Consider the following 22576-nt stretch of genomic DNA (forward strand, 5'->3'; position numbering starts at 1 on the left):
GATGGACACCTGCCCCAAGATCGAGTGGAGCCATCGCGCGAGGTGAGATCCCCCGCTGCGGCAAGGACGAACGGCCTCCCATCTGGAAGGCCGTTCGTGCGGTACACCCCCCCGGACTCGAACCGGGAACCCGCTGATTAAGAGTCAGCTGCTCTACCAATTGAGCTAAGGGTGCTTGCGTGAAAACTTTATCACCAGCATCCCGTGGAGCGAAAATCAGTGCTGCTGGGCGGCAAGGAAGTCCAGCAGTGCATGGGCGGCGTTGTGGCCGCCGAGGCCACTCACTGCGCCACCTCGGCGCGCTCCGGACCCGCACATCAGGATCCGCGGGTGGTCGGTGTCGACACCCCAGCGCTCGGCGGGCAGCGTCGCGGTCTCGGCGTCGGCAAGCCATGGCCACTGCAGGTCGCCGTGGAAGATGTGTCCGCCGGGCATGCCCAGGGCGGCCTCGATGTCTCGGGGCGACTTGCGCTCCACTCCGAGGATCAGCGGCTCGATCGGCTCGGCAAGGTGCTCGTTCAGCGCCGCGATCATGCGGGCCAGCGCCTCGTCGGCGGCTGCGTCGTCGGGCAGCACCTCGTAGGGGGTGTGCAGGCCGAAGTAGGTGAGCGTCTGCGCCTCGGTGGCGGCCAGATCGGGACCGAGGATCGACCGGTCGGTCAGCGTGTGGCAGTACAGCTCGCCCGCGGCGCGCTCGGGCAGCGCGCCGTGCGCCGCCTGGTGCCAGCCCGACTCCAGCTCGGTCATCGTCTCGCCGACGTTGAAGGTGCCGGCGAAGGCGATGGCTGGGTCGACACCCGACTTCAGGGCGGGAAGTCGAGACAACAGCAGGTTGACCTTGAGCTGAGAGCCGGACGGCTTGATTCCGGGTTGGTGCCCTCGCATCAGGTCCAGCACGTACGGTGCAACGCCGCTGAGCAGCCAGTCGGCGTGGATCGCGAAGTCGTCGCCGCGCACCGTGACGTGATCGTCCCGCGCCTCGACCTCGGTGACGCGAGCATGGGTCCGGATCGTCACTCCGGACTCGCGAGCCACCCGTTCCAGCTCTCCCGTGACGGCACCCATGCCGCCGACCGGCACGCGCCACTCGCCGGTGCCGTTGCCGATCAGGTGGTACAAGAAGCAGCGGTTCTGAATCAGGGTCGGATCGTGCAGCGACGCGAAGGTACCGATCAGGGCGTCGGTGCCGACGACCCCGCGCACCAGGTCGTGGGTGAAGCGACGTTCGATGGCTGTGCCGAGTGGATGGTCGACCACATCGGCCCAGATCGTCGGGTCGACGGCAGCACGCACGGTGGCCGCGCGGGGGAGCGGAGACAGCAACGTCGGTGCAATCGCCGCCGCGATGGTGCCAACCTCGGCGTAGAAGCGTTGCCAGGCGGTGAACTCGGCGTGGGACCCGGTCAGGTCGCGAAAGGAGTCGCGGGTGGCGGGTCCTTCGACCGTCTCGACCAACAGGCCGCCACCGGCGTGCGGCGAGTACGAGGCGACGTCACGCGACAGCAGCTCGAGCTGGAGGCCGAGGTCGTCGATCAGGGACTGTGGCATCACGCTGACCAGGTAGGAGTACCGCGAGAGCAGGGCATCGTGGCCCTCGAAGGTCTGCGCGCTGATCGCTGCTCCGCCCACCTGGGACAGCTGCTCGACGATCTCGACCCCAAGGCCAGCTCTGGCGAGATAGATCGCTGCGACGAGCGCATTGTGGCCGCCGCCGACGATGACGACCTGCACGTCGGTCCCGCTGGAATCTGACATGGGGGGAGCCTATCGAGGGCGGCTCGCAGCACGGCAGATCGAGGGTGGGAATGAATGGACAATGATTGAACGTTGAACTATATTGAGATTACCAACGTAGGAGGAGCCGAGATGCCCGCCATCACCGTCGCCGACTGGACCGCGCTGCCGCGCGTGACCGCCGCAACAGCCCAGACCGAGGACCGCGCCGTGGTCAGCATCACGACCGCACCGCAGGGGTATGAAGGGGAGGGCTTTCCGGTGCGCCGCGCTTTCGCCGGTGTTGATCCGGCACGCCTGGATCCCTTCATCCATCTCGACCAGATGGGCGAGGTCGAGTACGCGCCCGGCGAGCCGAAGGGGACTCCGTGGCACCCGCACCGTGGCTTCGAGACCGTGACCTACATGATCGACGGCGTCATGGACCATCAGGACAGTCACGGCGGTGGCGGCTCGATCACCGACGGCGACACGCAGTGGATGACCGCGGGCAGTGGACTGCTGCACATCGAGACGCCGCCTGAGTGGCTCGTCCGGTCCGGGGGCCTCTTCCACGGCCTGCAGCTGTGGGTCAACCTGCCGCGAGCTGACAAGTGGAAGCCCCCGGCCTACCAAGACATCCGCGGGAGCGACGTCGGACTGGCTTCGAGCCCGGACGGCGGGGCACTGCTCCGCGTCATCGCGGGCGAGGTCGACGGCGTGACGGGTCCCGGCAGCACCCACACACCGATGGCGATGGTGCACGCCACGCTCGCACCGGGTGCCGAGCTGGTCGTGCCGTGGCGCACGGACTTCAATGCGCTCGTCTACGTCATGGGCGGCGATGGATACGTCGGACACGACCGTCGACCGATCCACACCGGACAGCTGGCCGTGCTGGGTCACGGAGAGAGCATCACGGTGGGCGCTTCCAGTGGTCAGGAGTCGCGGCACGCGTCGCTCGACGTCGTCGTGCTGGGAGGACTGCCGATCCGCGAGCCGATCGCCTGGGCCGGTCCGTTCGTGATGAACACCAAGGCTGAGGTCATGCAGGCGTTCGAGGACTTCCAGAAGGGCCGCCTCGGCACCATCCCGACCCAGAAGATTCCGCATGGTGACGTCAGCGGCGAGATCAGATGACGCACCTCGTTGCGACACCATTCGACCGAGGCTGATTGACTGAACGCATGCGATCGGTTGCTCTGTCCCCGCAATCTCGTCAGGCCGCCCTCGACTCGATGGAGATCGAGCAGCTCGACGTGCTCGTCATCGGCGCGGGGGTGGTTGGCGGCGGTGCTGCCCTCGACGCTGCCACCCGAGGCCTTTCCGTGGGCCTGGTCGAGGCGCGCGACTTCGCGTCCGGCACGTCGAGCCGGTCCAGCAAGCTGATCCACGGCGGCCTGCGCTACCTGGAGATGCTCGACTTCCGCCTCGTCGCCGAGGCATTGGCCGAGCGCAGTCTGCTGCTCGACAAGCTCGCCCCTCACTTGGTGCATCCGATCCCGTTTCTGTATCCGCTGAAGCATCGGGTCTGGGAGCGGGTCTACGCCGGCGCCGGCGTCGCCCTGTACGACTCGATGGCCGCCCTGTCGGGTCGATCCCGCGGCGTGCCGCACCACCGCCACCTGACCCGACGCGGCGCGCGCCGGCTGGTTCCAGCCCTCAAGCGAGACGCCCTCATCGGTGCCCTGCACTACTACGACGCGCAGGTCGACGACGCCCGCCACACGATGTTCCTGTCCCGCACCGCCGCCGCCTATGGCGCGCACGTGGCCAGCCGGACCCGCGTCATCGGCCTGCTGCGCGAGAGCGATCGCGTCGTCGGCGCGACTGTCAAGGACCTGGAGTCAGGTCGCGAGTTCGACGTTCGGGCTCGCCAAGTCGTCAACACCACCGGCGTCTGGACCGACGAGACCCAGGCGCTGGCCGGTGAGCGCGGGCAGTTTCACGTGCGCGCCAGCAAGGGCGTGCACCTCGTCGTCCCGCGCGACCGCATTCGGAGCGAGTCTGGCCTGATCCTGCGCGCCGGCAAGTCGGTGCTGTTCGTCATCCCGTGGGGCCGACACTGGATCATCGGCACCACCGACACGGACTGGTCGCTGTCCAAGGACCACCCAGCCGCCAGCCGCAGCGACATCGACTACCTCCTCAATCACATCAACGCCGTGCTGGTCGAGCCGCTGACCCACGACGACGTCGAAGGCGTGTTCGCCGGTCTGCGGCCATTGCTGCACGGCGAGGACGACGCCACCAGCCAGTTGTCGCGCGAGCACGCCGTGGCGACCAGCGTCAAGGGGCTCGTCGTCGTCGCTGGTGGCAAGTACACGACCTACCGGATCATGGCAAAGGATGCAGTCGACGCGGCTGTGCACGCCATGTCCAGCCACCTGGACCGCATGGTGCCGCCATCGTGCACCGAGGACGTACCGCTGCTGGGCGCCGACGGCTACGACGCGGTCTGGAATCAGCGCCATCTGCTGGCGTCGGCGAGCGGGCTCGGCATCGGCCGCATCGAGCACCTGCTGAAGCGCTATGGATCGTTGGCTCATGAGGTGCTCGACCTCATCGCCGAGCAGAAGGACCTCGGCGATCCGCTGACCGGTGCCGACGATTATCTGCGCGCCGAGGTGGTCTACGCGACGACCCACGAGGGCGCGCGGCATCTCGAGGACACGATCGCCCGCCGCACGCGGATCTCGATCGAGACCTTCGACCGCGGCACCGTCGTCGCCGAGGAGGTCGCGACCCTGATGGGCGAGGTGCTCGGCTGGACCCCTGAGCAGCAAGCCAACGAGGTCAATCACTATCTCAAGCGCGTCGAAGCTGAGCGTGAGAGCCAGACCATGCCGGACGACGAGACGGCAGACGCTGCGCGCATGGGCGCCGGTGACGTCGTGCCGGTGTCGGTCACCGCGTGAGGTCCACCCGATGAAGCGACGCGCCGAACCGGTAGAGACTGTTGCCGACTACGACGTCAGATCGCCGGCGGTCCGGACCGTCATCACGGTGGCCAGCACGTTGGTGGCGGTGTCGGCGCTCGCGGCGATGGTGCTCGGCGCCTCGATCCTGACGCGTGACACCCGCGTGGCCACGAGTCAGGTCGATCTTGGCGAGGTCGCCCAGCTGGTCGTCACAGCGACTGATGCAGACATCCGCATCGTCGAGGGCGATCCCGACCTGCTGACCATCACGTCCAGCATCACCAGCGGCCTGCGCAAGACCGACTATCAGGTCGGGCGGCGAGACGACGAGATCAAGATCGTCAGCGTGTGTCAGGCCTGGCTCAACCCGGGGTGCGGCGTGGCCACGACCCTGCAGGTGCCGCCCGGCCTCCCTTTGGTCATCCGCACCACGGACGGCAACGTGCGAGCGGTGTCCATCTCCAAGGGCGTTCTCACCGTCAGCACCACCAGCGGAGACGTCAAGGCCACGGGGCTGGGTGTCGACGAATTCCAGGTCGAGACGGCCATGGGTGGGATCGAAGCCGACTTCGCGACCCAGCCGTTCGGGTTCAAGGCCACCACCAGCAGCGGCAACGTGCGGGCGATGATCCCCTCAGGGGATCGTTCCTACGGCGTGACGACCAAGACGGGCAGCGGCCAGGTGCGATCACAGCTCACGTCCGACTCGGACGGCGACGGGTTCGTCCGCGTGACCACCGGCAGCGGCGACATCACCCTGACCACCAGCTAGGGGCGCACGACTGCCGAAAGCACACGCCCGATGGCCAACCACGCCACCGCGGCGATGCCCCAGTTGACCAACGCATTGCGGGTCTCGGCGCTGTCGCCGTTGAAGTCGAAGACGCCATTGGTTCGGCTGAAGGGGCCGTCGAACGTGTTGGCCACACCGGTGACGAGCTCGATCAGCACGTTGTCGCCGTTGACGCTGTTGCGGGCTGCAACGGCGATGGCAGCGATCGCGGTCATGACAGCGATGAGCGTGCACACCACCTGCAGCACGCGCGCGGCGCTCTTGCGTAGTTGGACGGTCTGCTGGGAGTGCTTCGGCTCGGCCATGCGCCGAGCCTAGCCCGATCACACGGCGATCGGCCCCCCATCCGGCGATCATGCCGGTCGGAGGGCCGATCCGTGGGGTGAACGACGGGACTTGAACCCGCGACCACCGGCACCACAAGCCGGTGCTCTACCAACTGAGCTACGCCCACCACGCGTACCAGGTTGTGCCCGGCACGGCGACATCAAGTCTACCGCAACCGCGGGAGGTGTCAGACCTGCCCCGTCAGCGAGCCGGCGACCTCGGTCGCGATGGCCTTGGCAGCCTCGGAGTCGAGGCCCGGCGCGGGCTGGAACACCGCGCGGCGGTAGTACCTCAGTTCCTCGATGCTCTCCTGGATGTCGACCAGCGCACGGTGGTTGCCCGCCTTGGCCGGAGCTGCGAAATAGGCCCGCGGGAACCACTGACGAGCCAGCTCCTTGATGGAGGAGACGTCAATGACGCGATAGTGCAGCCAGCTTTCGAGCCCCAGCATGTCGCGCGCCAAAAATGCGCGGTCCGTGCCGATCGTGTTTCCCGCCATGGGCGCCTTGCCGGGCTCTGGCACGTGCTCACGTACGTAGGTCAGCACCTGCTCCTCCGCGTCGGCGAGCGTCAGGCCGGAGTCGAGCTCGGTGATCAGGTCTGACGTGGTGTGCATGGCGCGCACGAAGTCATTCATCTGTTCCAGAGCCTGCTGTGGCGGTCTGATGACCAGATCCACGCCGTCTCCGAGGACGTTGAGCTCGTAGTCGGTCACGAGAGCGGCCACCTCGACGAGCGCATCATGCTCGAGGGAGAGTCCGGTCATCTCGCAGTCGATCCACACCAGCTTGTCATTCACCCGAGGAACCCTAGTACGCCACGCACAGAGGCGTTGACCCACGGCCGGTAGGCTCGGCGACGGAACCCCCAGCACGAAAAACCCAGCGCTGGAACCAACGGACCGACCTCGACGTTGTTGTCCGTGGTGCCCCACCCAGACCAGGAGACCTCAGAGTGGCCAACGACCGCCAGCAACGAGCCGCCCGCGCCGAGCAGATGCGCAAGGAGCGGGAGAAAGCCGACAAGCGTCAGCGCAACCTGATCTCGGTGGGCATCGTCGCCGTCGTCCTGATCCTGGTCGTCGTGGCCGGGGTGGCCATCAAGAGCGTCAGCGACAGCAACGCCAAGGACACCGCGCTCAACACGCCGGCCAATGTCACCGACGACTACGGCATCGTCTACGACGCCGCCGCTGCCGGCGGCGAGCCGGCCGACGATCCTGTCTCGGTCGAGCTGTACGAGGACTTCCAGTGCCCCGGCTGCCGTTCGTTCGAGGCCACCAGCGGTGAGTTCCTCAAGGAGCAGGTCAAATCCGGCGCCATCACCATCACCTACCGACCGTTCTCGTTCCTGGACGAGCTCGGCGGCAGCCCGAACCGGTACTCGCATCGCGCCACCAACTTCGCGCTGTGCGCGCTCGACGCGGGCGGCCCCGCGGACTACCAGAAGGTGCACGACTACCTGTACCTGAACCAGCCCGAGGAGGGCACCCCCGGTGCAGAAGACGCTGAACTGATCGAGGCCGCGAAGACCCTCGGTCTGTCCGGACTTGACTCGTGCATCAAGACCGAGAAGTTCAACCGCTGGATCGACGATGCCAAGGAAGCCGGCACGAAGAACGGTGTCACCGGCACGCCGACGATCTACGTGGCCGGCGAGGTCGTCGAGAACCCGACACCGGACGTCCTGCAGAAGGCCATCGACGCCGGCGCCAAGGGCTGAGTCACCGAATTCACTGCGGGACGATCACGAAGTCACCGGCCGCGGCGGCAGTTGTTGCTGCTGGCTTGTTGCTCTTTGCCTGCACAGGAGGGCTGCGTGGTCGAGAAGGTCGACGTGGTCGACGACTGCCCCGAACAAGTACAGATGCGCGACGACATCCGAGCCGGCCCGGCAGTCTGAGGCGTGTCAGACCAGGTGGCCGAGAAACACTCCTACCGAGGCGAGTCCGACACAGCCGACCATCATCGCAATCGCCGTGAGCATGCCGTCGATGCGGCGTCCGCTGAGAATTCGACGCGCCACCTCGACCGAGGCTGAGCTGAACGTGGTGTAACCACCGAGCAGACCCGCGCCCAGGACGGTCAGGGTGTCGGCTCCGGCGGACGCCCCGACCAGCAGTCCGATCAGGAGCGATCCGGTCAGATTGACCGCAAGCGTGGCATGGGGGAGTCGCGACGTGGTGGGTGACGACAGTGCGAGGTCCACGCCGTATCGGGCGGCCGCACCGAGGCCTCCTGCGAGAGCCACCAGCACCAGGGTCATGCGATCTGCCGCCGACCGAGCAGCATGCCAGCGACGGCTGCCACGATGCCCAGCGTGACCGTGATCGGCGGGTACAGCACTGCCAGGACGAGGCGGTCGTCGCGGAACAGCCGGTCGGTCTCGATCGCGAAGGCGCTGTAGGTGGTGAAGCCGCCGAGCAACCCGGTGCCGAGGAGCAGGCGACCATCATGGTCGGGCCGCGTCATCCGCACGACCACCAGGCCGAGAGCCAACGAGCCGACGATGTTCACGACGAACGTCGGCCAGGGCCAGACTGATGACGAAGCGGCCCACGACTCAGCGACTCCATGCCGACCAAGGGTGCCGACGGCTCCTCCGACCAGGACCAGCGCGGCGGATCGGGCGTGTGACATGCCGCCATTCTCGCGGGTGGCTCAGACCTCGCGCAGCAGGGTCGTGGCGATGATCACCATCAGCGCGGCGATGAAGGTGTCGAGCACTCGCCACGCGAGAGGCCGAGCGAAGAGTGGCTGGAGCAGGCGTGCGCCGAATCCAAGCGCCGAGAACCACACCACGCTGCCGACCATCGCACCGAAGCCGAACCACCAACGGTCGGCCTCGTGAGACCGAGCCACCGAACCGAGCAGCAACACCGTGTCGAGATACACGTGCGGGTTCAGCCAGGTCAGCGCGAGCGCCGTCGTCGCCGCTCGACGGGCCGTGATGACGGGTCCAGCGTCGCTGGCGGGGTCGAGCACCTGGGGGTGCATCGCCCGGCGGACGGCGACGAACGCGTATCCGAGCAGAAACACGGCGCCGACGACCCTCATGACGTCGAGCGCGCGAGGCGCTGCGTCGATGATGGCGCCGAGTCCGCCCACTCCGGCGATGATGAGCAGGGCGTCGGACGCTGCGCAAATTCCGACCACGATGGCCACGTGTTCGCGGCGCAGCCCCTGACGCAACACGTAGGCGTTCTGGGCGCCGATGACGACGATCAGGGTGATCCCGAAGCCGAAGCCGGTGAGGGTGGTCAGCAACGGGGCCACGAGCGCACCTCTGTGCCTCGATGAGCTCCCCGACGACAGCCACGCACCGGTGAGCCTTCTCCTGCTACCAGCCGCACATGATGGTGAATGGTGATGAAGTCCCCTCAGAAGAACACGATGCCGGCATGACCCGCTGTGCAGCACACAGGTGAGTCACGGGGTGCGCCCGGCAGGACTCGAACCTGCGACCTAGAGATTAGAAGGCTCTTGCTCTATCCACCTGAGCTACGGGCGCGCCTGACCAGCGTATCTGTCGTGGCTGTCGCTACGATCCCCTACGCTGGCCGCGTGAGTGACGCGTCGACGACTTCCGCTGCCAAGCCGGTGGTCCCGCCCGGCCCTCTCCCGGTCTACACCGAAGCATTTCGTCAGCGTGGGCGCCGGTGGTGGATCGCTGCCGTCGTCGTGGTCAGCGTCCTCGGCGTCGTGGGGGTGGTCGCCATCTCCCTGGGGGCAGAGGACGTCACCGGTGCAAGCGTTTCCATCGGCTACGCGCTGATCCCACTGCCTCTGCTGTGGCTCGCCTACTGGTGGCTCGACCGGTACGAACCCGAGCCGCGTCGTTACAAGTTCGCCGCCTTCGTGTGGGGTGGTGTCGTGGCGGTCGCCATCGCGCTGGTGCTGCAGATCCTCATCCAGCAAGTGTTCGACCTCAGCGACGACGCCATGGCGTCGTTCATCGCACCCATCACCGAGGAGCCCGCCAAGTGCTTGTTCTTGGTGGTGATCTTCCTGCGGGCTCGGCGCGTGATCGACGGAATGCTCGACGGGTTGATCCTCGCGGGGTTGGTGGGCATCGGTTTCGCCTTCGTCGAGAACATTGGCTACTACGCGTTCACCTACCTCGGCTCTCCTGAGACTCCCATCGCTGGTGTGCAGGGGGCCACCGTGACGTTTGTGGTCCGCGGCGTCTTCAGCCCGCTGGCCCACCCCTTGTTCACCTCGGCCTTCGGCATCGCAATGGGCCTTGCCGTGACTCGGAAGTCGCGGTGGACCAAGGCCGCTTTGTTGGTGATGGGGCTCTTCGCCAGCATCCTGATGCACGCCCTGTGGAACGGTTCGTTGAGCTACGGCGGGGGTATGGGCTTCATCCTGGTCTACTTGGCGCTCGGACTGCTGTTGGCGGTGCTGGCAACGATCGCCATCGTCGTCCGCGTACGACAGGTGCGCACGCTGGAGCAGTCGCTGTCGTACGTGGCTGAGCGGGGCTGGATCCACCCGGCCGAGATCCCCTACCTCTCACGGTTTGCGTACCGCAGAACCGCCCGCCGGTACGCACGGTCCCAGCACGGCAGGACCACGGCCAAGGCCGTCACGCGGTATCAACAGCTCGCCACCGAGATGGCGTTTCTGCACCACCGCGTCATGACCGGCGCCACCATCCCCCACGGCGTGGAGCGCACCTTCGCGCTGCTCGACGCGATGCACGAGGTCCGGCCATTTGTCCGCCTGCCACCTGCGCTCACTCCGCTGAATCGGCCCTGAACGCCTCGCGCGGCAAATTGTGGCCCCACGCATGTGTCGGGAACCCGGGTCCGGTCCACACGTCGACTAGCCTGATGAGCGTGACATCGACGGGAAGCGGAGACGGATCGGGCGCACACAAGACCCACGCCTCAGCCGAGCTGCTGGCTGCCATGGGCGACCTGCTGGCCTCCGTTCGCGCTGCGTTGCTCGACTACGACACGCCGTCGACCGCCGCGGCCGTCACCACGCGCACCGAGGTGGCCGACCAGCTCTCCGACTACATCTTGCCGCGACTGGTCCAGCTGGACGCCCCGCTGCTCACCGTCGTTGGCGGATCGACTGGTGCCGGCAAGTCCACCTTGGTCAATTCACTCGTCGGGCAGGTCGTCACCGAGGCTGGAGTGCTTCGGCCCACGACACGGTCACCGGTTCTGGTGCATCACCCCGAGGACGAGCAGTGGTTTGGGCGCGAGCGACTGCTGCCCGATCTCGACCGGGTGGACGAGGGCTCAGCCTTCGGCCTGCGCCTCGTCTGCACAGACAAGATCCCCAAGGGCCTGGCCGTGCTGGACGCCCCCGACGTCGACTCGATCGACCAGAGCAACCGCGATCTCGCTGCGCAGCTGCTCGCGGCCGCCGACCTGTGGCTGTTCGTCACGTCGGCTGCCCGGTACGCCGACCAGGTCCCGTGGGACTACCTGCGCCGCGCCAGCGAGCGCGCCACCTCAGTCGCCGTGGTCCTCGATCGCACGGCGGCGGACGCGATCGTTGAGGTCCGCGGACATCTGGCGCGCATGATGACCTCACGGGGATTGTCGGACTCACCTCTGTTCTCCGTGCCGGAGTCCGACGTGGACTCAGACGGCCGGCTCAATCCGGCACTGGTCGCGCCGATCACCGGCTGGTTGCACGACCTGGCCGCCGACCCAGCTGCCCGGCGCCTGGTCGTCGGTCGCACGCTCGATGGCGCTGTGCGCCACATCGTGCTGCGCAGCCACGACATCGCCGATGCCATGGACGACCAGCTCGAGGTCGCCGAGGAGCTGCAGTCCGGGGTGGACGCCAGCTACCGCGATGGTCTCGAGCACGTGGTCGCGCAGACCGCCGACGGCACCTTGATGACCGGTGAGGTCATGGCGCGCTGGCAGGAGTTCATCGCCGCGGGCGACCTGGTCAAGTCGATCGAGAAGACCGGTGGTGGCCTGCGCGAGCGATTCTCCTCGAGCATCTCGGGCCAGGGTGTCAAAGGCGCTGACGTGGTGGCTGCGGTCGAGAACGCGCTCACCTCGTTGCTGGTCGATCGCGCCGACGCGGCGGCCGAGCAGATCACGTCTCTGTGGTCCGACATCGCGTCAGGCAGATCACGACTGGACTTGTTGACGGGGGGCGATCGTGCCTCGGCCGACCTCCGCAAGAATGCCGAACGTCTGGTGGAGCAGTGGCGTTCTGACGTCACCGACCGGGCTCGTGCGGCCGCGCCGGCCGACAGCTCGGTCAAGGTCGACGGGGGCATCACGGCCGCGCTGCTCACCGAGACGCTGGTGCTGGTAGCCGGCGACCTCGATCGCCTGTCGGCGGCGGGCCGAGGCGTTCTGGACGTGGTGTTCGGTGTCGAAAGGGTCAGCTCCATGGTCGAACAGGCCCACGAGGACCTCGTGGCGCGCGCCACCGAGTTGTTCGCCGGGGAGCAGAGGCGCTTCGCCGACTTGTTCGTCGGCCCAGATCTCGTGCGCGAGAGTCAACGTGACGTGCGCGATGCCGCCCGGAAGGCGGAGTCGGCTCGCCACATGGACTTCCTGAACGGCCAGATCACGGTATGAGCGAGGTACCTGAGGTCGTCGCCGCTCCAGCGGTCGCACCGCCGCCGATGTCCGATGGATTCGGACGGCGCATCGACGGGTTGGAGCGCATGGTCACGGCTGTCCGCGGTCGGGTCGACGCCGATGTTCTTGCACCGGCCGAGGCCCTCACCGCCCGGGTGGCAGAACGGTTGAAGCTGTCAGGTGAACACACCATCGTGGCATTGGCTGGCGCCACCGGATCGGGAAAGTCATCGCTGTTCAACGCCCTGACAGACATGGAGCTGGCGGGCACTGGCGTCCGTCGTCCGACCACGTCGTGGGCACTGGCCTGCGCCTGGGGACCCGATGGCGCCGACGAGCTGCTGGCGTGGATGGGAATACCCGCTCGTCACCAGGTGTCTCGGATGAGCATGCTCGACAGGTCGTCCAAGGACACCAGCCTCGAGGGACTGGTTCTGCTCGACCTGCCTGACCACGACTCCACCGAGGTCGCACACCACGTGGAGATGGACCGCTTGGTGCAGTACTCCGACATGTTGGTCTGGGTCCTCGATCCGCAGAAGTATGCCGATGCCGCCATCCATGATCGCTACATCCGACCCATGGCTGCCTTCAGTGAGGTCACGCTCGTCGTCCTCAACCAGATCGACAAGGTGCCGTACGAGATGCGCGCCACGGCTCTTGCTGACGTGCGGCGCCTGGTGGAGCAGGACGGGTTGACCAACGTCAAGGTGCTGGGCGTGTCCGCCACTCGTGGGGATGGAATCGAGGAGCTCAAGCGCGAGCTCGCCAGCCGCATTCGTTCCAAGGCTGCCGCCAAGTCGCGGTTGATGGCCGACATCCAGGCGGCGGTCGACACGGTCGCGCGCGTAGCCGGATCCTCTCCTGCTGCCGAGCTGACACCCCAGGTGCGCCAGCGGTTCGTCGACGAGCTGGCTGAGTGCGCTGGCGTTCCACAGATCACCACGGCCATTCGCACCTCGACCCGTCGCCGCACCAGGCAACGGACGGGCTGGCCGATCGCTCGTTGGGTGGGGCGTCTGCGCAAGGACCGTTCGGAGGATCTCGGCCTCGGCGAGGAGTACACGGCTGCGGCCCTGGCCGACGCGGTGGTGCCTGAGGTCGGACCGGTGCAGCGGGCCAGCACCGAGCTGGTGGTTCGCCAGATGGTCGATGGGCTGTCCGAGTCGTTGGCGCGTCCGTGGCGCCGGGCGATTCGAGCCGCGGCGGGTGCTGATGGCGACGTCGCAACGGCACTCGACCACGCGATGCGCGACACCAACATCAAGGTGGCCCGCGTTCCGGTGTGGGCCCGTGCGGTGCACCTGGTGCAGTGGCTTCTGCTGCTGGGCGCCGTGGCCGCCGGTCTGTACGCCGCCGTCCGTGCACTCCAGCCGCGTGTCGACCTTCCCTTCGACGTCCCGGACTACGCCGAAGTCGGCGGTGTCCCGCTGGCTGCGGTCGTCGGGGTCGGTTGCCTCGTCGCCGGAATCGTCGTGGGCCTCGCCTCGCGCGTGTTCTCGTGGCTGTCGGGCCGGCGCAAGGCCCATCGGGCCGACGCGGTGCTGCGCGCATCCATCTCGCAGGTCGCCGACGAACAGGTCATCCAGCCGGTCGAGCGGACGCTCGGGGAGTACGTCACCTACCGCGAAGGCCTGCTCGCCGCACAGGGCTGAACACGGCCGCTGACAGGGCGCTCGATAGGCTGAACGGCATGGCTGACTACGTCCTCTCGCTGCAAAATGTCCGCAAGGCCCACGGCGACAAGGTGGTGCTCGACAATGTCACCCTGTCCTTCCTGCATGGCGCGAAGATCGGCGTCGTGGGGCCCAACGGGATGGGCAAGTCCTCGCTGCTGAAGCTGATGGCCGGGCTCGACCACCCGAACAACGGCGAGCTGGTGCGCGATCCCGACGCGACCGTCGGCATGCTCCAGCAGGAGCCACCGCTGACCGAGGGCAAGACGGTGCTGGAGAACGTCGAGGAAGCCGTCGCTGAGATCAAGGGCAAGCTGGACCGCTTCAACAAGATCAGCGAAGAACTGGCTGAGCCGGACGCCGACTACGACACGCTGTTGGCCGAGATGGGCGAGCTGCAGACGGACCTCGACACCCACAACGCGTGGGAGCTGGACTCCCGGCTCGACCAGGCCATGGATGCGCTGCGCTGTCCTCCCGCAGACGAGATGGTCGATCACCTGTCCGGTGGTGAGCGTCGCCGGGTCGCGCTGTGCAAGCTGCTGTTGCAGCAACCCGACCTGCTGCTGCTCGATGAGCCGACCAACCACTTGGACGCCGAGAGCGTGCAGTGGCTCGAGGGGCACCTGAAGAACTACCCCGGAGCCGTCCTCGCCGTCACGCACGACCGGTACTTCCTCGACAACGTGGCTGAGTGGATCGCCGAGGTCGACCGCGGCCAGATCCACGGGTACGAGGGCAACTACTCCACCTATCTGGAGACCAAGAAGGATCGACTCAAGATCGAGGGAAACAAGGACGCCAAGCGCGCCAAGATGCTCGAGCGCGAGCTGGCCTGGGTGCGTTCCAACGCCAAGGGACGCCAGACCAAGTCCAAGTCGCGTCTGGCGCGCTACGAGGAGCTGGCCGCCGAGGCCGAGAAGGCTCGCAAGATCGACACCTCCGAGATCAACATCCCGGCCGGCCCCCGACTCGGAGACGTGGTGCTCAATGCCAAGGGCCTCACCAAGGGCTTCGAAGGACGTCTGCTGTGGGACGACATCTCGTTCACGCTGCCGCGGGCTGGCATCGTCGGCGTCGTCGGACCCAATGGCGTGGGCAAGACCACGTTGTTTCGAATGATCATCGGTGACGAGACGCCCGACTCCGGCGCGCTCGACGTCGGCCAGACCGTCAAGATCAGCTATGCGGACCAGAACCGCGGTGAGATCGACGGGAGCAAGAACGTCTGGGAGGTCGTGTCCGAGGGGCTCGATTTCATCAAGGTGGCGAACTTCGAGATGAACAGCCGCGCTTACGTGGCGTCGTTCGGGTTCAAGGGTGCAGACCAGCAGAAGAAAGCTGCAGTGTTGTCTGGTGGCGAGCGCAATCGCCTCAACCTGGCGCTGACACTCAAGCAGGGCGGCAACATGCTGCTGCTTGATGAGCCGACCAACGACCTTGACGTCGAGACGCTGTCCTCGTTGGAGGATGCGCTGCTGGACTTCCCGGGCTGCGCCGTGGTGACGTCACACGATCGCTGGTTCCTTGACCGGATCGCCACCCACATCCTGGCGTGGGAGGGAACCGATGAGAACCCGGCGGAGTGGTTCTGGTTCGAGGGCAACTTCCAGTCCTACGAGGACAACAAGATCGAACGCCTGGGCGCCGAGGCCGCCCGACCTCACCGGGTCACCCACCGCCGCCTGACCCGCGACTGATTCCCCGATTTTTGCGGGAGTCAGGCGGGGAGGCGGGGGCAGTTGAGCGTTTCGAGGACGCGCGCGAAGACGCGACCGATGACCTCGAGTTCCTGGTCCGAGGACTGGGCGATCAGGAGTCGGTGCACACCCTCGACGTGGGTGTGTGAAGCCTCCCGCAGGGCCGCGTAGCCGGCGTCCGTCATGACAGCTGAGACGCCGCGGCCGTCATCGGAACATTGGCCTCGAGCCACATAACTGGCTTTCTCGAGTCGCGAGATGGTGTGCGTGATGCGGCTCCGAGAGTGCGACAAGGAGGCCGCCAGCTCGGCCATGCGGATCGCGTGGCCTTCCGCCTCGGAGAGGCGGACCAGGATCTCGTACTCGTGCAGGGAGATTCCGTGCATCTGACGAAGATCGCGGTCGAGCTGATCGATCAGGGCCGTCGTGCCGACCATGTAATCACGCCATGACACCTGCTGCGCGGGCGTCAGCCACGGGGTTTCGGTCGAGATCTCCATGAATCAAGACTAGCGGAATCGGCTGATTGTTGAAAGTTGAATCAAATAGTGTAGGATATTAGTTGAATCGTAAACGACCCCATTCTTCCAAGGAGCCCCCATGACTGCAGCACTGTCCGTCTCGACTGGAACCTGGACCATCGACCCGACGCACGCCGAGGTCGGGTTCTCGGTTCGTCACATCATGAGCAAGGTTCGCGGCAAGTTCGACACGTTCGAGTCGACGCTGGTCACAGCCGAAGACGTCGCATCGTCCACCGTGTCGGTCTCGGTCGACCTCAGCTCGGTCAACACCGGTACCGCCGACCGCGACCATCACTTGCGTTCTGGAGACTTCTTCGACGCCGAGACGCACCCGTCCATGACCTTCACCAGCACTGGCGTCGTCGCCCACGGCGACCACCTCGTCGTGACCGGCGACCTGACCGTCAAGGACGTCACGAAGTCGATCGACCTCGACGTCGAGCTGCTCGGCGAGGGCGGCGACCCGTGGGGGGGCACCCGCGTGGGCGTCGAAGCCACCGGGCAGATCAGCCGCAAGGAGTTCGGCATCGATTTCAACGTGCCGCTCGACGGCGACAAGGTCATGATCGGCGACAAGATCACCTTGTTGATCACCGCGGAGTACGTGCTGCAGCCCTGAGGCCAGCTGTCCTCTACGCGCTGGTCATGCGGACGGCCAGTCTGGCGTGCAGGTCGGCCAGACCCTCCCCGGTCCACGATCCGCCAGGCTCGAACCAGCGCACCAGATCGATGCCCAGCGACAACAGCGCGAAGGCAGTTCCCGGGATGTCATCGACCGCCAGAACGCCCTGATCGACACCTTCGGTCAGGGCGTTCTGCATGGTCTGTTCGATTTTGCGCCGGTAAGTCCCGATCTCGGCGCGGTGCTCGTCGGTCAGGGCGTGATACTCGTATTGCACGATCCGCCCCACGCGGCTGTGGTCCGCGTGCCACAGGCTGAAGTCGTGCACCATCTGGCGCACCCGCTCGGTGGGGGAATCCGTCGTCGCGGCCGCCTCGGTGATGATCCGCAGCGCGTGGGTGTGGCCGTCGAGGCTGACCCGGTAGAGCAGGCTCTCCTTGGAGTCGTGGTGCACGTAGACCGCTGCCGGACTCATGCCAGCGCGGGAGGCGATGTCGCGCGTCGTGGTAGCGGCAAAACCTTTCTCAGCGAACGCCTCGACGGCAGCGTCCAGCAGTCGCTCGCGGGCCGTGGGACCCCCGTTCGCCGTGAGTTCGGTCATGTTGACAGCATGGCGGAGCGACTGCATGCTAAGCAAGCGCTTAGTTGTACTTCGTGACCAGCCCACACAGAGAGCGAGCCATGCGCCGTTCGATCTTCGATCCTGACCACGAGGCCTTCCGTGCCTCGTGTGCGGCCTTCCTCACCACGTCCGTCGCTCCCCACCTCGAGAGCTTCATCGAGGACAAGGGTCTGCCGCGCGAGTACTGGCTCGAGGCCGGCAAGCAGGAACTGCTCGGACTCGAGATCCCCGAGGAGTTCGGCGGCGCGGGCGCCGAGGACTTCCGATTCAACGCGGTCTGGGCCGAGGAGCTGAGCAAGGTCAGTGCCGCCCTCGGATCGTGCACGGGCATCCACTGCGACATCGTCATGCCCTACCTGGTCGATCTCGGCACGGACGAGCAGAAGCAGCGCTGGTTGCCGGGCGCTGCGACCGGTGAGATCCTCACGGCCATCGCGATGACGGAGCCCGCCGGTGGTTCCGATCTTGCGGCGCTGAAGACCACGGCGGTCCGTGACGGCGACGACTGGGTCATCAACGGCTCGAAGACGTTCATCACCAATGGCTACTCCGCTGATCTGGTCATCACGGCGGTGCGCACCTCGCCCGACAAGGGCGCCAAGGGCATCACCCTGTTCGGCATCGAGGCCACCGACGAGGGCTTCAGTCGCGGTCGCAAGCTCGACAAGGTGGGCCAGAGCGAGTCCGACACCGCGGAACTGTTCTTCCAGGACGTGCGGGTCGGCCAGGACCGCGTCATCGGCGAGATCGACCGCGGATTCATCTACATGATGGAACGTCTTCCACAGGAGCGGCTGACCTGCGCGGTCAGCAACGTCGCCCATGCCAAGCAGATTCTCACCGAGACCATCCAGTACGCCCACGAGCGACGGGCCTTCGGCCAGTCCATCGGCGCCTTCCAGCACAACAAATTTCTCCTCGCCGAGCTGGTCACTGCGATCGAGGTCGCCGAAGCGTACGTCGACCAAGGGGTGCTGGCCCACACCGCAGGCGAATTCACCGCGATCGATGCCGCCAAGGCCAAGTGGTGGAGCTCGCAGGTGCAGAACGACGTGCTCGATCATTGCGTTCAGGTGCATGGCGGGTACGGATTCATGAACGAGTACCGTGTCGGGCGCGCCTGGCGCGATGCTCGGGTCAGCAAGATCTGGGCCGGCTCGAACGAGATCATGAAAGAGCTCATCGGCCGCGACCTGGGCTTCTAGACCACACTGCTGCACCGAAACCTCAACGGAAAGCTGGACACCATGCCTGAAGCAGTCATCGTTTCGACCGCTCGCTCACCCATTGGCCGCGCCTTCAAGGGGTCGCTCAAGGACATCCGTCCCGACGACCTCACGGTGCAGATGGTCCAGGCTGCACTCGCCAAGGTGCCCGGGCTGGATCCCAAGGACATCATCGACCTGCACCTGGGATGCGGTCAGCCGGCCGCCGAGTCGGGCTTCAACATGGCTCGCGTCGTGTCGGTGCTGGCTGGTTTCGACCACCTGCCCGGCGTCACGGTGAATCGCTATTGCTCGTCGAGCCTGCAGACCACCCGCATGGCGATGCACGCCATCAAGGCTGGCGAGGGCGATGTCTTCATCTCCGCCGGCGTGGAGACGGTCAGCCGCTTCACGAAGGGCAACGCCGACGGCATGCCGGACACCCAGAACCCGGTGTTCGACCCCGCCGTCGCCCGCACCGCCGAGCGCGCCGAAGGCGGTGCCGCCACGTGGAGTGATCCGCGTGAGGATGGCAACCTGCCTGACGCCTACATCGCGATGGGCCAGACGGCCGAGAACGTCGCGCAGAAGATCGGCATGAGCCGCCAGGAGCAGGACGAGTTCGGCGTGCGCAGCCAGAATCTCGCCGAAAAGGCACTGAATGACGGATTCTGGGCCAAGGACATCACGCCGGTCACGCTGCCCGACGGCACGACCGTCAGTCTCGATGACGGACCACGCGCTGGGGTCACGCTGGAGGCCGTGTCCGGGCTCAAGCCCGTGTTTCGGCCCGATGGCACCGTCACCGCCGGCAACTGCTGTGCGCTCAACGATGGTGCCGCCGCGGTCGTCATCATGAGCGATGCCAAGGCCAAGGAGCTCGGTCTCACCCCGCTGGCTCGCATCGTGTCCACCGGTGTCTCAGGCTTGTCGCCCGAGATCATGGGCTTGGGTCCGATCGAGGCGACGAAGCAGGCCCTCGGCCACGCCGGGATGGCGATCGACGACATCGACCTGTTCGAGATCAACGAGGCCTTCGCCGTGCAGGCCCTGGGTTCGGCTCAGGCGCTCGGCATCCCGATCGACAAGCTCAACGTGAACGGTGGCGCCATCGCTGTCGGCCACCCGTTCGGCATGACCGGAGCGCGCCTCACCAGCACGCTGATCAACTCGCTGCAGCATCACGACAAGCAGTTCGGCGTCGAGACGATGTGTGTCGGCGGCGGACAGGGCATGGCCATGGTGCTGGAGCGCCTGTCGTGACAGTGGGCGTCCACCGCGGCCGCGTCGCGATCGTCACTGGCGCGAGCCGGGGCATCGGCTTCGCCGTGGCCGAACGCCTCGTGGCCGAGGGGGGCCGGGTCTGCATCACGGCTCGCAAGCCCGACGCGCTCGCCGAGGCAGCCGAGAAGCTCGGCGGCCCCGAGCACGCCATCTTCGTGGCCGGCGCAGCCGATGATCTCGCGCACCAGGACGAGGTCATCGCCACCACGATCGACGCCTTCGGCGGCCTGGACCATCTCGTCAACAACACCGGCATCAATCCCGTCTACGGACGCATGATTGACGTCGACCTGACCGCGGCCTCCAAGATCTTCGAGGTCAACGTCGTGGCGGCCATCGGGTGGGCGCAGAAGGCGTACCGTGCCTCCTTGGAGACGAACGGCGGAGCGATCGTGAACATCGCCTCGGTCGCCGGCCTGCGGCCTGCGCCCGGAATTGGTACGTACGGCGCCTCGAAAGCAGCGCTCGCGCACGTGACGGCCGAGCTGGCCGTCGAGCTCGGCCCGAACATTCGGGTCAACGCGGTCAGCCCGGCTGTTGTCAAGACCAAGTTCGCCAACGCTCTGTACGAAGGGCGCGAGGAAGAGGTCGCATCGGCGTATCCGATGAAGCGACTGGGTGTGCCCTCCGACATCGGTTCGCTCGTCTCGTTTCTGCTCAGCGACGATGCGTCGTGGATCACGGGTCAAAACATCACGATCGATGGCGGAGTCATGCTCACTGGCGGCGTGTGAACGGGAGCAAGGGTGGCGGGTGAAGCACGAAACATGAGGAAGTCCTCACGATTAACTTGAGGAAAGCCTCATGTTTTGCGAGGATGGGTCCATGGTTCCCGTTTCGTCTCACCCGCTCCTGTCCGCCTCCGCCGCTCGTGGTGACGGACTTTCGTCTCCGGAGCGAATCCGTTCCGGTGCGCTGGTCGATCGGTTGAACGCCGGCGAGCCGTACGCGCTTGCGTTCGGAGGACAGGGCGGTCCGTGGTTGGAGCCGTTGTCCGAGCTCGTGCGTGATCACGTCCTCGAGAACGACCTCGCCGCGTTGGTCGCCGAGGCGTCCGTCCGGCTGGAACCGGTCGCTGGCGAGCTGGCTCGCGCCGGTCGCCCGTTCGATCCGATGGCATGGGTCGACGTGCTCGCGGTGGGGGAGTCCGCTGAGGACGACGACGCTCCCGCTCTGCCTGCGGGCCTCGACGACCCGGCCGTGTCGATTCCCGGCATCCTGCTCACGCAGCTGGCCGGACTCCGCGCGCTGGTTCACCAAGGTCTCGACCCTCGAGCCGTCGCTCCCGTCGCGGTCATCGGTCACTCGCAGGGCCACCTCGCCGCCCAGGCTTTTGCGGGTGTGTCCGACGCCGACCTGCTGTCCTACGCGCGATTGATCGGCGTCGCTGCTCGCCTCGTCGGCCGCCGCCGCGGACTGCTGGGCGACACCATGCTCAGCGTCTCCGGCGTGTCGCCTGAGCGGATCGAGTCCCTCGTGGCCGCCCAGCCGGACGGCAGCCGCGTCGTGGCTCGCCTCCGGAACGGGCGTCGCTCCGTCGTGCTGTCCGGTCCGGCCGACGATCTCGTTGCCCTGACGGCTCGTCTCGAGCAGGTCGCTGCGGCGGAGCAGGCTGATCGCGACCGCAAGGTCACCGGCGGGGCTCCCTTTGCGCCAGTGCTCGAGCCGTTGCCGATCCGCATGGCCTTCCACCATCCGGACCTGGCCGAAGCCGCCGATCTCGTCGCCGCGTGGGCCGAGACCTGCGGACTTGATGCCGAGCGCGGTCGCGCCCTGACGATGGGTTCGATCGTCGACGCAGTCGACTGGGTCGCTGACCTGGTGCAGGCCACCAGCGCTGGCACCGGCTGGGTGCTTGACATCGGCCCCGGCGACCTCGCCGCTCGCCTCTCGTCGCGTGAGGTGGCGATTCGTGGTGCGGCCGTGATTGCCACGACGACCCGCCGAGGTCATCGCGAACTGACCACGAGCGGCGGCACGCCTCGCCGGGCCACGCCGTGGTCCTCGTTCGCGCCGGCCGTCATCACCCTTCCCGATGGCGCCACCCGGGTCGAGACATCCTTCACCCGACTCACCGGCAGGTCACCGGTGCTTCTGGCCGGCATGACGCCCACCACCGTCGACGCGAAGATCGTCGCGGCCGCGGCCAACGCGGGCTTTTGGGCCGAGCTGGCAGGCGGTGGGCAGGTCACCGAACCGGTCTTTGCCGACCGCGTCGCCGAGCTGGACGACCTGCTGGAGCCGGGTCGCAGCTACCAGTTCAACTCGCTGTTTCTCGACCCGTACCTGTGGAAGCTGCAGGTCGGGCAGAAGCGCCTGGTGCAGCGTGCGCGTGCAGCCGGTGCCCCCATCGACGGCCTGATCGTCACCGCTGGCATTCCCGAGCTCGACGAAGCCGTCGAGCTGGTCGCCGGGCTGCGCGAGGTCGGCATCGAGCACGTTGTGTTCAAGCCGGGCACGGTGCGCCAGATTCGCGACGTCATCGCGATCGCCAAGCAGGTGTCGCCCGTCCCGATCATCGTCCAGATCGAGGGTGGCCGCGCCGGTGGTCACCACTCGTGGGAGGACCTCGATGATCTGATGATCAGCACGTACGCCGATCTGCGGCGCGTCGACAACATCGT

Annotated in this window: 21 protein-coding genes and 3 tRNA genes; 13 read left to right on the plus strand and 11 right to left on the minus strand. The window is 66.7% G+C overall.

Annotated elements, in window-relative coordinates:
- Positions 1-102 precede the first annotated feature (102 nt).
- Both WB508_RS11055 and WB508_RS11060 read right to left on the minus strand, forming a co-directional pair.
- Positions 103-175 (minus strand) — tRNA-Lys (locus WB508_RS11055).
- Positions 176-216: 41 nt separating this feature from the next.
- Positions 217-1755 carry a phytoene desaturase family protein gene (locus tag WB508_RS11060; RefSeq protein WP_423844940.1) on the minus strand — a complete coding sequence of 513 codons (1539 nt, stop codon included), beginning with the start codon at positions 1753-1755 and terminating at the stop codon, positions 217-219.
- Positions 1756-1866: 111 nt separating this feature from the next.
- Between WB508_RS11060 and WB508_RS11065 the strand changes: the two genes are divergently transcribed.
- From WB508_RS11065 to WB508_RS11075, 3 genes are read left to right on the plus strand one after another with little or no spacing between them, the layout of a single operon-like run.
- A complete protein-coding gene (locus tag WB508_RS11065; protein ID WP_423844941.1) occupies positions 1867-2853 on the plus strand; it encodes a pirin family protein in 987 nt (328 codons plus the stop codon).
- 47 nt (positions 2854-2900) lie between these two features.
- Positions 2901-4631, plus strand: coding sequence for a glycerol-3-phosphate dehydrogenase/oxidase (locus tag WB508_RS11070; RefSeq protein ID WP_423844942.1), 1731 nt, complete (start codon positions 2901-2903; stop codon positions 4629-4631).
- Between the two features lie 10 nt (positions 4632-4641).
- Positions 4642-5406 carry a DUF4097 family beta strand repeat-containing protein gene (locus tag WB508_RS11075; RefSeq protein WP_423844943.1) on the plus strand — a complete coding sequence of 255 codons (765 nt, stop codon included), beginning with the start codon at positions 4642-4644 and terminating at the stop codon, positions 5404-5406.
- Here WB508_RS11075 and WB508_RS11080 read toward each other — a convergent pair.
- The 3 genes from WB508_RS11080 to orn form a co-directional block, all read right to left on the minus strand.
- Entirely contained in the window at positions 5403-5732 is a 330-nt protein-coding gene (locus WB508_RS11080; RefSeq protein ID WP_423844944.1) for a hypothetical protein, read from the minus strand. The two genes, WB508_RS11075 and WB508_RS11080, sit on opposite strands and share 4 nt — an antisense overlap.
- 73 nt (positions 5733-5805) lie before the next feature.
- Positions 5806-5881 (minus strand) — tRNA-His (locus WB508_RS11085).
- Positions 5882-5941: 60 nt separating this feature from the next.
- Complete coding sequence (gene orn / locus WB508_RS11090; protein ID WP_423844945.1) at positions 5942-6553, minus strand: oligoribonuclease; 612 nt, start codon at positions 6551-6553, stop codon at positions 5942-5944.
- 155 nt (positions 6554-6708) lie between these two features.
- On the opposite strand from orn, the gene WB508_RS11095 reads away from it, so the two are divergent.
- Positions 6709-7476, plus strand: coding sequence for a DsbA family protein (locus tag WB508_RS11095; protein ID WP_423844946.1), 768 nt, complete (start codon positions 6709-6711; stop codon positions 7474-7476).
- Positions 7477-7662: 186 nt separating this feature from the next.
- Here WB508_RS11095 and WB508_RS11100 read toward each other — a convergent pair whose 3' ends face one another.
- The 4 genes from WB508_RS11100 to WB508_RS11115 form a co-directional block, all read right to left on the minus strand.
- A complete protein-coding gene (locus WB508_RS11100; RefSeq protein WP_423844947.1) occupies positions 7663-8004 on the minus strand; it encodes a fluoride efflux transporter FluC in 342 nt (113 codons plus the stop codon).
- An 11-nt stretch (positions 8005-8015) separates the two neighbouring features.
- Positions 8016-8393 carry a fluoride efflux transporter FluC gene (locus WB508_RS11105; protein WP_423844948.1) on the minus strand — a complete coding sequence of 126 codons (378 nt, stop codon included), beginning with the start codon at positions 8391-8393 and terminating at the stop codon, positions 8016-8018.
- A 21-nt stretch (positions 8394-8414) separates the two neighbouring features.
- Positions 8415-9029 carry a LysE/ArgO family amino acid transporter gene (locus WB508_RS11110; protein ID WP_423844949.1) on the minus strand — a complete coding sequence of 205 codons (615 nt, stop codon included), beginning with the start codon at positions 9027-9029 and terminating at the stop codon, positions 8415-8417.
- A 161-nt stretch (positions 9030-9190) separates the two neighbouring features.
- Positions 9191-9264 (minus strand) — tRNA-Arg (locus WB508_RS11115).
- Between the two features lie 53 nt (positions 9265-9317).
- Here WB508_RS11115 and WB508_RS11120 point away from each other — a divergent pair.
- From WB508_RS11120 to ettA, 4 genes are all read left to right on the plus strand, one after another.
- Positions 9318-10514 carry a PrsW family intramembrane metalloprotease gene (locus tag WB508_RS11120; RefSeq protein WP_423844950.1) on the plus strand — a complete coding sequence of 399 codons (1197 nt, stop codon included), beginning with the start codon at positions 9318-9320 and terminating at the stop codon, positions 10512-10514.
- Positions 10515-10588: 74 nt separating this feature from the next.
- Complete coding sequence (locus WB508_RS11125; protein WP_423844951.1) at positions 10589-12316, plus strand: ABC transporter; 1728 nt, start codon at positions 10589-10591, stop codon at positions 12314-12316.
- Positions 12313-13974, plus strand: a complete 1662-nt coding sequence (locus tag WB508_RS11130; protein ID WP_423844952.1) for a GTPase family protein — start codon at positions 12313-12315, stop codon at positions 13972-13974. The genes WB508_RS11125 and WB508_RS11130 overlap by 4 nt, the downstream gene beginning before the upstream one ends.
- A gap of 38 nt (positions 13975-14012) precedes the next feature.
- The gene (ettA, locus tag WB508_RS11135; RefSeq protein ID WP_423844953.1) at positions 14013-15695 is read left to right on the plus strand and encodes an energy-dependent translational throttle protein EttA; all 1683 of its coding nucleotides are present in this window, start codon (positions 14013-14015) and stop codon (positions 15693-15695) included.
- A gap of 20 nt (positions 15696-15715) precedes the next feature.
- Here ettA and WB508_RS11140 read toward each other — a convergent pair whose 3' ends face one another.
- Complete coding sequence (locus tag WB508_RS11140) at positions 15716-16195, minus strand: MarR family winged helix-turn-helix transcriptional regulator (RefSeq protein ID WP_423844954.1); 480 nt, start codon at positions 16193-16195, stop codon at positions 15716-15718.
- A 100-nt stretch (positions 16196-16295) separates the two neighbouring features.
- On the opposite strand from WB508_RS11140, the gene WB508_RS11145 reads away from it, so the two are divergent.
- Complete coding sequence (locus WB508_RS11145; RefSeq protein WP_423844955.1) at positions 16296-16838, plus strand: YceI family protein; 543 nt, start codon at positions 16296-16298, stop codon at positions 16836-16838.
- Between the two features lie 13 nt (positions 16839-16851).
- On the opposite strand, the gene WB508_RS11150 is transcribed toward WB508_RS11145, so the two are convergent.
- Complete coding sequence (locus WB508_RS11150) at positions 16852-17442, minus strand: TetR/AcrR family transcriptional regulator (protein ID WP_423844956.1); 591 nt, start codon at positions 17440-17442, stop codon at positions 16852-16854.
- A gap of 80 nt (positions 17443-17522) precedes the next feature.
- Between WB508_RS11150 and WB508_RS11155 the strand changes: the two genes are divergently transcribed.
- The 4 genes from WB508_RS11155 to WB508_RS11170 form a co-directional block, all read left to right on the plus strand.
- Positions 17523-18668: an acyl-CoA dehydrogenase family protein gene (locus WB508_RS11155; protein WP_423844957.1), complete on the plus strand. Its 1146-nt coding sequence runs from the start codon at positions 17523-17525 to the stop codon at positions 18666-18668.
- Between the two features lie 42 nt (positions 18669-18710).
- A complete protein-coding gene (locus WB508_RS11160) occupies positions 18711-19931 on the plus strand; it encodes an acetyl-CoA C-acetyltransferase (protein ID WP_423844958.1) in 1221 nt (406 codons plus the stop codon).
- Positions 19928-20686 carry an SDR family oxidoreductase gene (locus tag WB508_RS11165; protein ID WP_423844959.1) on the plus strand — a complete coding sequence of 253 codons (759 nt, stop codon included), beginning with the start codon at positions 19928-19930 and terminating at the stop codon, positions 20684-20686. The genes WB508_RS11160 and WB508_RS11165 overlap by 4 nt, the downstream gene beginning before the upstream one ends.
- Positions 20687-20777: 91 nt before the next feature.
- Positions 20778-22576, plus strand: a 1799-nt coding sequence (locus tag WB508_RS11170; protein WP_423844960.1) for a fatty acid synthase subunit beta domain-containing protein, incomplete at its 3' end; no start/stop codon positions are given.

It is taken from the genome of Aeromicrobium sp. (genome assembly GCF_049586495.1).
Lineage (GTDB): Bacteria > Actinomycetota > Actinomycetes > Propionibacteriales > Nocardioidaceae > Aeromicrobium.